Below are 12679 nucleotides of genomic sequence, written 5' to 3' on the forward strand. Positions count from 1 at the left end.
ACCGCGACCGCGACGCTGTTGTCCCTCATCTGCACGGGGCGTTTTTGCGTGTGTGTGGTTGTGTGTGATCCCCCCATACGGCCAACACCACCACCCACCTGTCACAGAGTTACCCCCAGCCTGTGGACAACTCTGTGCACAGGTCTGTGGACCGTTCAAAAGAAGGGCCCCGCCGAGCCGAAACTCGACGGGGCCACAATCCCTAGGGGCTTCAGCCGCCCGCGGGCACCGGAAGTGGGAGTCCGGGGAGGCTCTGGTCGTTCGGCACCTTGCCGTCGACGAGGTAGTCCTCCACGACCTTGTCCACACCCGTGTTGCCGCCGGCGTAGATGCCGTGGTCACCCTCACCGGTCACGGTGATCATCCGCGAGTTGGCGAACGCGCGGTGCGCACGGGTCGCGCCCTCGATCGGGGTCGCCGGGTCGTGCACCGACTGGACGATCAGCACCGGCGGGACGCCGCGGCCGTCGAGCTTCGGCAGGTCGACCGGCTTGTTCTTCCAGAAGATGCACGGCTGGATCAGCCAGCCGGCGCCGAGCAGCGGCAGATCGCGGTCGATCAGCTTCTGCGACTGGCGGATGACGCTCTGCCGGTTGCCGGTCCACGGGCCCTCGTTGCAGGGGATGGACCAGAAGCTGGCGTTGTAGGCGTCGCCGTCGCTCGGGACGAACAGCGGCTGCGGGCCGATGACGCCGTCGGCGTCCACGGTCTCCGCCTTGACCTTCTGCGCGGCCGTGGCCTTCTGCTGCTGCGAGCCGGAGCCCTCGGTCAGCGTCTTCAGGTTGACCAGGTAGTCGGCCAGCGCCGTGAAGTTGCGCTTCGAGTACAGGTACGAGGCGATGGTCGAGTCGAGCGCGTTGGCCGACACCGGGACGCCGTCCACCTCGACCGGGTTCTGGGTCAGCGCGAAGCGGACCTTCTCGTAGCTCTGGCGCGCGGCTTCACCGTTCTTGCCGAAGCCGTAGACCTTGTCGTACTTGCCCATCCACGGCAGGAAGTCCTGACGCCAGCGGCGCTCGAAGCCGAGCGGCTGCCCGTCGAACGAGTTCTGCCAGGTCGTCGTGAACTCGGTCGACGAGTCGAGCAGGAAGCGGCCGGTCCGGGTGGGGAACTGCTGCGCGTAGTGCGCGCCCAGCCAGGTGCCCGCCGAGTAGCCGACCCAGTTGATCTTGTCGCGGCCCAGGAGGACACGCAGCAGGTCGATGTCGCGGACGGTCTGGGCGGTGTTGATGAGCGGGCCCAGCTCGCCGGACTTCACCTGGCACGAGTCCGCCGCGTACTTGGTGGCGTCCAGGATCAGGTTGAGGTTCGCCCGGCTGCGGTCGCGCGGGTCCAGGTCGGAGCCGGTGCCGATCGCGTTGCCGCAGGTGATGTTGGTGCTCTTGCCGGTGCCGCGCGGGTCGAGACCGATGATCTCCTGGTTCGCGCGCAGCTTCGTCTGGTTACGCAGACGCGCCGGGAAGTTACGGCCCGGAGCGCCGGGACCACCCGGGTTCGTGATGACGCTGGCCGTCGCGTTGCCGCTGGTGGCGGCGAGGCGGCTGACGGCGATCGTCAGGTCGATGCCTTCGTTGGACTTGTACCAGTTGCGCGGCGAGCGGTAGGTCGCGCATTCGATGTTCTCGGCGCCGGGAGGCGGCGCGGACGGCAGCTCGTTCGCCGTGCACTTGTGCCAGTCGAGCTTCTGGTTCGCGTACTGCGCAGGAATGTTGGTGGAGTTCAGAGGCTGCTGTTTGGCAGCCTCCGGTCCTGCGAACGCAGGAGTGAACCCGGCCAGCATGGTGCCGGCGACAGCCGGGATCACCACCGCATAGCGGAGTTTCTTCATCCGATGCCCCTTTGATCTTGCGTGCGAAGTTCCGTTCGCGACTGCGGCTATTGATATCCGGCGAAGAGCGGGACGGCAACCGCCCTTCGTCGGATGGGGCGTCGCTGATCAAATCGATATCCGGCGGGCGTGACCCGGATGGGCGAGAGGTTCTAGGGTCATCGGGTCCATCCGGGGTACGGGAACGTTAGGTGAGGTCCGATGGCGTCAGGTAAGGCAGACGGGAAGGTGAGGGGCTTTCAGTTCAGCTCTTGGAACCTCCTGCTGATCATCCCGTTGCTGGTGCTGGTCACGTCCTTGTTCAATTCGGACGGCCCCCGGCTGTTCGGGATGCCGTTCTTCTACTGGTTCCAATTCGTGTTCGTGGCGGTCGGCGTCCTGTGCACGTGGATCGTCTTCGTGATGACGAAGGACAAGCCGACCAGTGACCGTCCCGACCGGCTGTCCGTGGACGAGCTCGACGAGGGGGACGTCAAGTGACCGAGATCCAATGGCCCGAGCTGATCATCTTCGCGATCCTCTTCGCGGTGGTCACCGTGCTCGGCTTCGTCGCCTCCCGCTGGAAGGCCGGCAACACCCTCGACCACCTGGACGAATGGGGCCTCGGCGGCCGCAAGTTCGGCTCGTGGATCACCTGGTTCCTGCTCGGTGGTGACCTCTACACGGCGTACACGTTCGTCGCCGTCCCCGCGCTGATGTTCAGTGCCGGCGCGATGGGCCTGTTCGCGCTGCCGTACACGATCATCGTCTACCCGATCGTGTTGATGCCGGCGCTGCGCATGTGGTCGGTCTCGCGGGTCCGCGGCTACGTCACGCCCGCCGACTTCGTCCGCGGCCGGTTCGGTTCGCCGACGCTGGCGCTGCTGATCGCGATCACCGGGATCATCGCGACGATGCCGTACATCGCGCTGCAGCTCGTCGGCCTCGAAGCGGTGTTGCGGACCATGGGCATCAACGGTTCCGGCATCGTCGGCCACCTGCCGCTGCTGGTCGCCTTCGTCATCCTGGCGGTCTACACCTACCAGTCCGGGCTGCGCGCGCCCGCGCTGATCGCGTTCGTCAAGGACATCCTGATCTACATCGTGATCCTCGTGGCGATCATCTACCTGCCCTCGAAGCTCGGCGGCTGGTCGGCGATCTTCGACTCGGCGCAGGCGAAGTTCGACCAGACGCCGTCGAAGGCGGACGGCATCCTGCTCAACGCCAACAACCAGCTGCAGTACGCCACGCTGGCGCTCGGTTCGGCGCTCGCGCTGTTCCTGTACCCGCACTCGCTCACCAGCGTGCTCGCCTCACGCGGCCGCAGCGTGATCAAGCGGAACATGGTCGCGCTCCCGGCGTACTCGCTGGTGCTCGGCCTGCTGGCGCTGCTCGGCTACGTGGCGATCAGCGCCGCGGTCAAGCCGATCACGAACAACGCCACCGGCAAGCCCGACACGAACACCGTCGTCCCGGTGCTGTTCGACACGCAGTTCTCGTCGTGGTTCGCCGGTATCGCGTTCGCCGCGATCGGCATCGGCGCACTGGTGCCCGCGGCGATCATGTCGATCGCGGCGGCCAACCTGTGGACGCGCAACATCTACAAGGAGTACATCAAGAAGAACGCGACGCCGGGCCAGGAAGCGAAGCAGGCGAAGCTCGCTTCGCTGATCGTCAAGTTCGGCGCGGTGGCGTTCATTCTGTTCATCGACCCGCAGTTCTCGATCGACCTGCAGCTCATCGGTGGCGTGCTGATCCTGCAGACCCTGCCCGCGGTCGCGATCTCGCTCTACACGCGGTGGTTCCACCGGTGGGGCCTGATCGCCGGCTGGGTGGTCGGGATCGGCTGGGGTCTGATCATGCTCTACAACATCCCGAACCCGGCGACCGGCAAGGCGCACTTCGGTGGCTCCGCGTTGGCGCTGGACAAGCTGTCGATCTTCGGCTGGCACCCGTTCAGCGGTTCGCCGGTGCAGATCTACGTCGGGTTCGTGGCGTTGGTGGCGAACCTGCTGGTCGCCGTGATCTTCACGGTGATCGCACGGCGGATGAAGGTCTTCAACGGCACGGACGACACCGCGCCCGAGGACTACCACGCCGACGAACACGACAAGGATCTCCGCGAAATCGGCGTCCACTAGTCAGTTCCGTGAGAGGGCCGCGTCCGGTTCGGACGCGGCCCTTTTCGTATTCAGGAGGCTGGATCGCAGGAGGTCAGGCGTCGGGTGAGGAAGCGGCGTTGCGGTTCCGAGCACGGCAGCGTGAGCGCTCGCCGGTAGTGGACCGCGGCGCGAGCCGGGTCGCCGGCCCGCAGCCAGAGCGCGCCGAGGACGGCGGGCAGCAGCGTGTAGTCCGGTAGATCGGCCTCGACGGCTTCGAGTTCGGCGATCCCGGCGACGGCGCCCTCCACCATGGAAAGCGCGATCGCGCGGTTCAGCCGCGCCACCGGCGACGGGCGCAGCGCGAGCAGGTCGTCGTACAGGCCGACGATCCGGCGCCAATCCGGCGGCGGAGCCGTGCTGTGGCACAACGCGATCGCCGCCTCGACGTGGTACGCCGACATCTCCGGCCCGGTGCACGCCCGCTCGAACAGCCGCTTTCCGTCGGCGATCATCGCGTGGTCCCAGCGGGCCCGGTCCTGCTCGTCGAGCAGCAGCAGATCGCCGTCCCGGTCGACCCGGGCGGGCAGCCTGCTCGCCTGGAGCAGCATCAACGCGACCAGCGCCCGCACCCTCGGCAGATCCGTTTCCGGCCCGGCCAGCAGCAGCCGTCCCAGCCGGATCGCCTCACCGCACAGTTCGCCGCGCACCGCGACCGCTCCGGTCGTCGCGTCGTAGCCCTCGTTGAACAACAGATAGAGCACGGCCAGCACACTGTCCACTCTGGACTCAAGCGCGTCCGGTCCGGGGAGCGCGAGCGGTTTCCCGGACTCCCGCAGCCACTTCTTCGCCCGCACGAGCCGCTGCGCCACCGTCGCCGGTTTCGTCAGCAGCGCCGCCGCGATCTCGTTCACCCCGAGCCCGCCGACGGTCTTCAACGTCAGCGCCACCTGCGACACCATCGGCAGCGCGGGATGACAGCACAGCAACATCAGCACGAGCTCGTCGTCGGTGCGCCGGTCGTCTTCGATTCCGCCGAGCTCCACGAGCCGCGGCAGCAGCGCGCGCAGCGTCTGTTCACGCCGGACGACGTCCATCGCCCGATTCCGCGCGGCCCGGAACAGCCAGCCCCGCGGGTTGTCCGGTACCCCGCACTGCGGCCAGGTGCGCAAAGCCTGCTCCAGAGCGTCGGCGACAGCCTCTTCGGCCAGATCCAGCCGTTCGGGGCCGAGCGCCCTGGCCAGCGTGGCGACGATCCGCCCGGCGCTGTGCCGGAACAGATGCTCCACCACGCCGGCCGGGCGGCTCATGACAGCCCGAAGCGGCTCAGGTGTTCCTCGCGTGAGGTGTCGAGATCGAGCGCGATCTCGCTGACCACGAACATCCCGGCACCGTCCACCGCGATCGGATGCGTCTCGAACAGCTTCGCCGCCTCGTCGAGATCAGCGGCTTCGACCACGAGATACCCGGCGACGATCTCGCTGGCCTCGGTGAACGGGCCGTCGGTGATCGTCCCGGCGCGCACCACCCGTGATTCCGGGGCCAACCCGGCGGCCGCGATCAGCTTGCCGGACGCCCGCAGCTCGTCCTGCCAGGCGAAATACCGCTCGATGCCGTCACCGGCGGGCTCCGCCGACGAGATGTCCTGCGAAAAGGTCATCAGACCGACGAACTTCGGCATCAGTCCTCGCAGCCGCGTTCGCCGATCTTGCGCACCTCGATCGGCCCGAACTCCAGATGCGGATGCGTCGCGAAGATCTTCTCCGCCTGGTCGAGGTCCGCGGCCTCGATCACCTGGTAGCCGCCGACGATCTCGGTGGCCTCGGTATGCGGCCCGTCGGTCGCGCCGACATCGCCGCCGGAACCGCGCAGCACCCGGCCGCGCTTCGACAGGCCGCCGCCGCTGACGAACCGGCCCTCCTTCGTGCGCTCGTCCGCCCAGGCCATGTAGTTCTCGAGCACGCGTTGTGCTTCGTCGGGGCCTAGGTGTTCGTGCGAGTCCTTCGTCGCGCGGATGAAACCGATGTAGTTCGGCATGGCGTCCTCCCTGGGATCGATGGTCCCTAGACGAACAAGCCCGCCGCAAATCGACGCCGGTGGTGAAAGAGGGTCAAAACTCCAGCCGCCAGGTCTGACCGGTGAGCTCGTGGCCGAAGCCCGGGATCGTCTCTTCGCTCACCAGCCGGAAGCCTGCCTTCTGGTAGATCGCCCTCGCCGCCTCCAGCAGCGAGACCGTCCAGAGCTCCATCGCCGGATAGCCGGCCGCCCTCGCGAACTCGACGCACTCGGTGACCAGGCGTTTCCCGACGCCGCGTCCCCGTGCCGACGGTTCGAGGATCAACATCCGCAGCTTGGCCGTGACACCGTCTTCGGCGGGCATGCAGAAGACACTGCCGACGCGCTCTCCGGCGAGTTCGGCGATCCAGCCCGCCTGCCGGGGTTCGCCGCGGTTGTCGACGTATTCCGCGACGACACGGGCGACGAGGGCTTCGAAGCGTTCGTCCCAGCCGTACTCGCGGGAGTACAGGGCGCCGTGGCGGTGGACCACCCAGCCGAAGTCGCCCGGGCGGGGCGGGCGCAGGACCAGCGTGGGGTCCGACGGGCGCTCGCCGACCAGCGAGGTGATCGTGTCCATCGCGCCGAGCAGCCGCTTCTGGTCGTCGTCGCCGAACCGGCCGAGCAGCGAGCCGATCCGGCCCACCGAACGGGCGTCGAGGACGGCGAAGGCCTGGCGGCCGTTCTCGGTCAGCCTGACGATCTGACGGCGGGCGTCCTCGTCGCTGCGTTCGCGCGTGAGAAGACCTCGTTCTTCGAGTCGCGCGAGCAGCCTGCTCGCGTACCCGGCGTCGAGGTCGAGACGTTTGCGCAGGTCGGTGACCTGGGTCGGATCCTGCTGCGCGAGCTCGAACAGGACCCGGGCCTCGCTCAGGGAGTACTCGGCGTCGGCCGGTCCTTCGTCGAGGATGCCGATCACGCCGGTGTACAGGCGGTTGAAGGCCCGGACGGTGGCCACCCGGTCTGCTGCGCGAGTCATTTGACCATCTCAACAGATTCGTTGACCAAGTCAAGTGTTACTTCGCGAAGCGGTGACGTCGCGAAATCTTTCGGGGGTGGACATATGGAAACCCCGTGATGCTGCCAGGTCGGGGGTCCGCCAGCATCACGGGGTCGTAGTGGGTATCGACGCCGCGTTCCGCGGCGTTACACCTCACGCACTATGTGTCGTAGGTCACTCGAATGGGCGACACCTACAACGGTTGTTGTCGGATCAGCGCATGTGCGTGTGATGCGCCTGGGAGATAGCGATGAGCTCCTGACGAACGGTCGCGGTGGCCGCGGTGTCGATCGCCCGGTTCAGGGCCCGGCGAGTGCGAGCCTCGGCGCGACGGGCACGGAGCTTGGCGGCGATGTTGTTCATCGGTTTAAGTCATCCCCTTGAGGGTCTTGTGTCTCGGTGGCTGTGCTTCTAGTATGCACCCTTTTTCACAAGGAAGCCAACGATTATCCGGTGATGTGGCACACCTGCCGATGAATCATCGGCAACGAGAGGTGAAATCCGGAGAGATTTGGTGTCGCCGGTCACTTCTTGATAACGCCGGGGTTCATCGGGGCGGCGTGACACGACCGAAGCGGTCCCGATGGCCCGGCGGGTGACTAGCGCAGAACCGCGTCGCCCCAGACCGCCGTCGCGCTGCACGGCGAGTCGATGTTGTCCACCTGGAGGAGCAGTTGCTTGCCCTTGGTCACGGGCAGCTCCAGCAGGTCCACCTGGCCGGGGCGCAGGTCTCGGGTGGCTTTCACCTGTCCGTCGACCTTCACCACGAACCTCGTGACGGTCTCGGCGGGGGCACCGTCCGCGATGCCGAGAGTCGCGTGGAAAGTCTGGAACCGTTGGTCGATGGTGAACACTTCGTGACCGTCGTCGGATTTCGAGCAGGTCGTGCCGATCATGCTGTGCCGGAGGGTCTGGCCGCCGACTGCGGCTTCACCTCGTCGCCAGTTTCCGTAGCCACCCTCGATCTTCGGCAGGTCGATGAGCCACGTTCCACCGTTCGGAGGTGGTATCGAGGACGGCGGTGCCGACAGGGGGTTTTCCAAGGCCGGCGTCGTTGACGCCGGCGGCGGTGCCGATGGCGTCGACGTGTCCGACGGTGTGCGAGTCGCGGCTGCCAAGCCGGGTGACTGAACGGGGGCGCTTCGCTCCGTGGCCAGTGAGAAACCGAAGACTCCGGCCCCGGCGACCGCGACGGCGACTCCGGCGACGAGCCAGACGTCGACGGAGTTGCCCCATCGCCGCCAGACCGCGAACACCCCGAGGAGGACCGCGCCCAGGCTGGTCGCCCAGACGATCGGCAGTCCGCCTCCGACGATCAGGACCGACACCGCCGCCAAGTCGGCGATGATCCCGAGCGTCTGAGGAAGGAAGCGGGTGGGGGGAGCCGCGTTCTGCGGGGCACCGGGGCGGCGAAGGTTCACGACCGAATCTCCTTGTCGACCGCGGCTGTTTGATGGCGCACGATGGCGATTCTCCTCGCGGGGGCATGCCCGGCTCGGCCGTGGTTTTCGCCCGCCGTCGGCGGAAATCTCAGTTATGGCCCGAATTCGGCGCCGACCGCGCCGAAAACCTCGGATTTCGTCGCCGAAGCGGACTTCGAGAAGTTCGCCCTTCGGCTCCCGTGAGGCGAAATCACCTGATCGAGTGGCTTTGAAGTCGAGTGAGAGCTCCAAAGTAGCACTTTCTACGGCTTTCTAGGTTTGACGCTATAAAGCTTGAGAGAGGCTTAGTCCCGCCCGAGCAAGTAGTGGCCGAAATGCGGGACGGTGAAGGCGATGTGCCCACGCTCGGCGGAGTAGACCAGGCCCTTCTTCATCAGGCTGTCCCGCGCCGGCGACAGTGACGAAGGCTTCCGCCCCAGGTAGACGGCCACATCGGCGGTGCCGGCGGCCTCGTCCCTGCCCTGGGTCAGCTCGGCCATCGCGAGCAGATACTCGCGTTCGGCGGGCGTCGCGCGCTCGTAGCGGGAGCCGAAGAAGCCGACCGCCAGTTCCGATTCGGCCTCCGGGGCGGCGACCTGGACGTCCTTCACGGTGATCGGATCCGCGGGCGCGGCATCCCAGGCCGCCTTGCCGTACGCCTGGATGAAGTACGGGTAGCCGCCGGACGCGTCGAACAGGGCGTCCAGCGCCTCCGGTTCGATGCCCGCGTCCTCGCGTTCGATGGGCGCCATCACGGCCAGGTCGGCGTCTTCGCGCTCCAGCCTGTCGATGCGCGCGTAGCGGAAGAGGCGTTCCGAGTACGACTTCGACGCCGAAAGGACAGCGGGCACGTGCGGCAGTCCCGCGCCGACCACGACCAGCGGTGCCCCTGACTGCGAGAGCTCGTGGCAGGCGGCGCAGAGCGCGGAAACGTCCTCGGGCAGCAGATCCTGGATCTCGTCGATCAGCAGCGCGACCCCGGTGCCGACGTCGGCGGCCAGTTCCGCGACCTCGGTGAACAGCTCGACCAGATCGATCTCGATATCGCCGGAATCGGCGCGGCCCTGCGCGGCGGGCACGTCGATGCCGGGCTGCCAACGGTCGCGGAGCTTCGCGTCCGGCTTGTTGGCGCGCAGCGCGAACGCCTTGAGCACACCGAGAACCTGCTCGACACGGTCCGGAGCACGATGGCGCACCGCGAGGTCGCGGATTGCGCGGTGCAACGCGGCCGAGAGCGGCCGCCTGAGTTCGGTGTCCGGGCGGGCCTCGATCTTGCCCGCGCCCCAGCCGTGCTTGATGGCCTTCGAGCGCAGTTCGCCCAGCAGCACTGTCTTCCCCACGCCGCGCAGACCGGTCAGCATCAGGCTGCGCTCCGGTCTTCCTCGCGCGACCCGTTCGAGCACGACCTCGAAGGCCTGCAGCTCGCGCATGCGACCTGCCAGCTCGGGCGGCCGTTGACCGGCGCCCGGGGCGAAGGGGTTGCGGATGGGATCCACTCTCACACGCTATCGGCGTTTCTAGCGTGGACCCGATATTCTGTGATATTTGCCTACGGCGTGTCGCGCTGACGGAAAAGCGTCGAAGAGGCGCAGTTCCGGTTTGCGCTCACCTTGATCAAAATGGCGCCCCTTCATCGCGTTTCCGTGGCCTTCGGCCAAAAGCCGCGCGCGACGTGAAGTCTCCGTCGGGCGCTGAGCGCCCTTTGGGAGACCTCGTGGTTCAGCCGGGGGACGGGTCTGCAGCCCCGTCCACCTTCCTAGTCGCGCAAGTTGCGCTCGGCGTAGACCGCCATCGCGTCACGGATGTACTCCGCGGTGCCGGCGCCGTGCTTCTCGTCGTACTGCCCGTAGCGCGGGTCGTCGACGTACAGCTGCCCGAGACCGGCGAAGTAGCCCTTCGAGACGGCTCGCACCGCCGGGCGGAGCCACTCGTACAGCCGCCGCGTGATCGCCTGAGCCTCGTCACCGTCCACGGGCAGACCCAGGGCGCGGGCCTCGCCGAACGCGGCCGCGATGTCCTTCTGCTCCTGCTGGTGCGTCTTCTTGTCCTCGGCGCTCAGCGACTTCCACCAGCGGTCACCCTGCTTGTAGGCGTCGGCGCCCCAGCGTTCGGTGACCTCCTTCTCGTACTTCGTGTGGTCGAAGCCGTCGAACACTTCCGTTGCCATCAGTCGTTCACCTCTCTCCGTCTTCTTCAAGGTCGTCCTGACCGATTCGATCTGCCGTCCGAGCCGCTGTCGCTCCTGCTCCAGCCACTTCAGGTGCGTGCGCAGCGCCGCCGTCGTGTCCTGCTCTCCTTCGAGCACTTCGGCGATCGCGGGCAGGCTCAGCCCGAGTTCGCGAAGCAACAGGATCCGTTGCAGCCGCACCAGCGCGTCCTGGTCGTAGTAGCGGTATCCGTTGCTCCCCACCCGGCTCGGTTCGAGCAGCCCGATGTCGCCGTAGTGGCGCAGCGTGCGGCTCGTGGTCCCGGCCGAGCGGGCGATGTCCTGGATCGACCACTCCTTCTCGTTCGGCATGTCCACGAAGGTAGAGGTTGACGTTGCGTCTAAGTCAATCGAAGTTCACCCGACCGTGGCATGGTTCCCGGATGAAGACATTCGCGCTGGTCATGGCCGCTGCGCTGACCCTCGGCACGGCCGGGGTCGCCGACGCGCATCCGCGTCGCTCCTTCGACATCCAGGCCCACCGCGGCGGACTCGGTCTCACGGTCGAGAGCACACTCGCGTCGTTCGGCAAGGCGATGGAGCTGGGGGTGACCACGCTCGAACTCGACCTCCAGATCACCAAGGACGGTCGCGAGGTGATCACCCACGACCGCAAGACGACACCCGCGAAGTGCCGCGACACCGCGCCCGCGACGCCCGGCGACCCGGCGTACCCGTATGTCGGCAAATACGTGAAGGACCTGACGTTCGCGCAGGTCCGCACGCTGGACTGCGGTTCGATCCGGCAGCCCGCCCACCCCGGCCAGACGCTCTCCCCCGGCGCCAAGATGCCGACGCTCGCCGAGCTGTTCCAGCTCGCGCGCGACCACCGCGCCTGGGGGATCAAGTTCAACATCGAGACCAAGGTCGAGGCGGCCGCCCCGCAGGAGACCGCGCCGCGCGAACAGTTCGTCCGGCGGGCGGTGCGCGAGATCCTGCGTGGCGGATTCGCGCACAACGTCACGGTCCAGAGCTTCGACTGGGGCGCCCTGATGCTCCTGCGGAAGGTCGCGCCGTGGATTCCGACGGTCGCCCTCACCCAGCCGGAGTTCCTGCAGGCCGGGCAACCCGGCAAGTCGCCGTGGCTCGGCGGGCTCGACATCGACGACTTCGGCGGCAGCCCCGTCCGCGCGGTGAAGTCGTTCGGCGCGAGCGCTCTTTCACCGGTGCACGGCAACCCGCAGGGCGGCAAGGTCGGCGACCCCGGCTACCAGCCGTTCACGACGAAAGCGCTGGTCACCGAGGCGCATCACGCGGGCATCAAGGTCGTGCCGTGGACGATCGACGATCCGGCCACCATGCACAAGCTGATCGACGACGGCGTCGACGGGATCATCACCGACTACCCGGACCGGTTGCGGGAGGTCGCGGCCGATCGCGGCTTCAAGCTGCCGAGGGCGTATCCGGCCCGCTAGCGAAATCTAGCTTCGTCTAGCGCCAGAGAAATATTTCGGGATACTCCGTTAGCGCGGTTCGGCGAGGTGGCGGGCGGGAAGACTGGGGATAGGTTTGTTTCCCGGGCCCGGATCCAGAAAGGTTACGACCGTGATTCTCCGTCGCGTCGCACGTCCGCTCCTCGCCGCGATCTTCATCTCCGGTGGGATCGGCGCGCTCAGGGACACCCAGGGGCACGCCAAGGCCGCGGAGCCGTTCCTCACCGAGTCCTTCGACAAGCTGGAAGGCGTGGTGCCGGAATCGGTGCCGCGCGATCCGGCCACCCTCGTCCGCATCGACGCCGCGGTGAAGGTCGGCGCCGGGGTGGCGCTCGCCGCGGGCAAGGCGCCACGCCTGGCCTCGCTGCTGCTGCTCGGCAGCCTCGTCCCGACGACGCTGGCCGCGCACCGGTTCTGGGAGGTCAAGGAACCGGCCGAACGTCAGCAGCAGCAGATCCAGTTCATCAAGAACGCCGGTCTCGCCGGTGGCCTGCTGCTCGCCGCTGCGGACACCGCCGGCAAGCCTTCGCTCGGCTGGCGCGCCAAGCGTGCCGCTTCCAAGACGGAGAAGCGCGCCGAGAAGCTGGCGAAGCGCGCCGAGAAGGCCATCACGAAGTAGCTCGGCTCCAGAGAGTGTCATGAGGGGTCCCCATAGGAC

Annotated in this window: 13 protein-coding genes; 4 read left to right on the top strand and 9 right to left on the bottom strand. The window is 67.4% G+C overall.

Annotated elements, in window-relative coordinates; all coding sequences use genetic code 11:
- Nucleotides 1-211 precede the first annotated feature (211 nt).
- Nucleotides 212-1828 (bottom strand): alpha/beta hydrolase, encoded by a 1617-nt coding sequence (locus ACFWMR_RS09245; protein WP_378378047.1) that lies wholly within the window; start codon nucleotides 1826-1828, stop codon nucleotides 212-214.
- Between the two features lie 201 nt (nucleotides 1829-2029).
- On the opposite strand from ACFWMR_RS09245, the gene ACFWMR_RS09250 reads away from it, so the two are divergent.
- On the top strand, nucleotides 2030-2308 hold the full coding sequence (locus tag ACFWMR_RS09250) for a DUF3311 domain-containing protein (protein WP_378378048.1): 279 nt from the start codon (nucleotides 2030-2032) through the stop codon (nucleotides 2306-2308).
- Entirely contained in the window at nucleotides 2305-3948 is a 1644-nt protein-coding gene (mctP, locus tag ACFWMR_RS09255) for a monocarboxylate uptake permease MctP (RefSeq protein ID WP_378277551.1), read from the top strand. The genes ACFWMR_RS09250 and mctP overlap by 4 nt, the downstream gene beginning before the upstream one ends.
- A 50-nt stretch (nucleotides 3949-3998) precedes the next feature.
- Here the strand turns inward: mctP and ACFWMR_RS09260 are convergent, their stop codons facing one another.
- The 8 genes from ACFWMR_RS09260 to ACFWMR_RS09295 all read right to left on the bottom strand — a co-directional run bounded on the left by ACFWMR_RS09260 (nucleotide 3999) and on the right by ACFWMR_RS09295 (nucleotide 10900).
- Nucleotides 3999-5216: an RNA polymerase sigma factor gene (locus ACFWMR_RS09260; RefSeq protein ID WP_378378049.1), complete on the bottom strand. Its 1218-nt coding sequence runs from the start codon at nucleotides 5214-5216 to the stop codon at nucleotides 3999-4001.
- Nucleotides 5213-5587 (bottom strand): YciI family protein, encoded by a 375-nt coding sequence (locus ACFWMR_RS09265; RefSeq protein ID WP_378277549.1) that lies wholly within the window; start codon nucleotides 5585-5587, stop codon nucleotides 5213-5215. The genes ACFWMR_RS09260 and ACFWMR_RS09265 overlap by 4 nt, the downstream gene beginning before the upstream one ends.
- On the bottom strand, nucleotides 5587-5943 hold the full coding sequence (locus ACFWMR_RS09270; protein ID WP_378378050.1) for a YciI family protein: 357 nt from the start codon (nucleotides 5941-5943) through the stop codon (nucleotides 5587-5589). Before ACFWMR_RS09270 ends, ACFWMR_RS09265 begins: the two co-directional genes overlap by 1 nt.
- A gap of 73 nt (nucleotides 5944-6016) precedes the next feature.
- Nucleotides 6017-6940 carry a bifunctional helix-turn-helix transcriptional regulator/GNAT family N-acetyltransferase gene (locus ACFWMR_RS09275; protein WP_378378051.1) on the bottom strand — a complete coding sequence of 308 codons (924 nt, stop codon included), beginning with the start codon at nucleotides 6938-6940 and terminating at the stop codon, nucleotides 6017-6019.
- Between the two features lie 234 nt (nucleotides 6941-7174).
- Nucleotides 7175-7324 carry a hypothetical protein gene (locus tag ACFWMR_RS09280; RefSeq protein ID WP_005155873.1) on the bottom strand — a complete coding sequence of 50 codons (150 nt, stop codon included), beginning with the start codon at nucleotides 7322-7324 and terminating at the stop codon, nucleotides 7175-7177.
- A 236-nt stretch (nucleotides 7325-7560) separates the two neighbouring features.
- The gene (locus ACFWMR_RS09285; RefSeq protein ID WP_378378052.1) at nucleotides 7561-8382 is read right to left on the bottom strand and encodes an NPCBM/NEW2 domain-containing protein; all 822 of its coding nucleotides are present in this window, start codon (nucleotides 8380-8382) and stop codon (nucleotides 7561-7563) included.
- Between the two features lie 305 nt (nucleotides 8383-8687).
- Entirely contained in the window at nucleotides 8688-9878 is a 1191-nt protein-coding gene (locus ACFWMR_RS09290) for an ATP-binding protein (protein WP_044849423.1), read from the bottom strand.
- Nucleotides 9879-10138: 260 nt separating this feature from the next.
- On the bottom strand, nucleotides 10139-10900 hold the full coding sequence (locus ACFWMR_RS09295) for a MerR family transcriptional regulator (RefSeq protein WP_378378053.1): 762 nt from the start codon (nucleotides 10898-10900) through the stop codon (nucleotides 10139-10141).
- A 71-nt stretch (nucleotides 10901-10971) separates the two neighbouring features.
- Here ACFWMR_RS09295 and ACFWMR_RS09300 point away from each other — a divergent pair, with 71 nt between their 5' ends.
- Both ACFWMR_RS09300 and ACFWMR_RS09305 read left to right on the top strand, forming a co-directional pair.
- Nucleotides 10972-12003, top strand: a complete 1032-nt coding sequence (locus ACFWMR_RS09300; RefSeq protein WP_378378054.1) for a glycerophosphodiester phosphodiesterase family protein — start codon at nucleotides 10972-10974, stop codon at nucleotides 12001-12003.
- 130 nt (nucleotides 12004-12133) lie between these two features.
- The gene (locus ACFWMR_RS09305) at nucleotides 12134-12640 is read left to right on the top strand and encodes a DoxX family membrane protein (RefSeq protein WP_378277546.1); all 507 of its coding nucleotides are present in this window, start codon (nucleotides 12134-12136) and stop codon (nucleotides 12638-12640) included.
- Nucleotides 12641-12679: the final 39 nt, after the last annotated feature.

Source organism: Amycolatopsis thailandensis (genome assembly GCF_042723255.1).
Lineage (GTDB): Bacteria > Actinomycetota > Actinomycetes > Mycobacteriales > Pseudonocardiaceae > Amycolatopsis > Amycolatopsis thailandensis.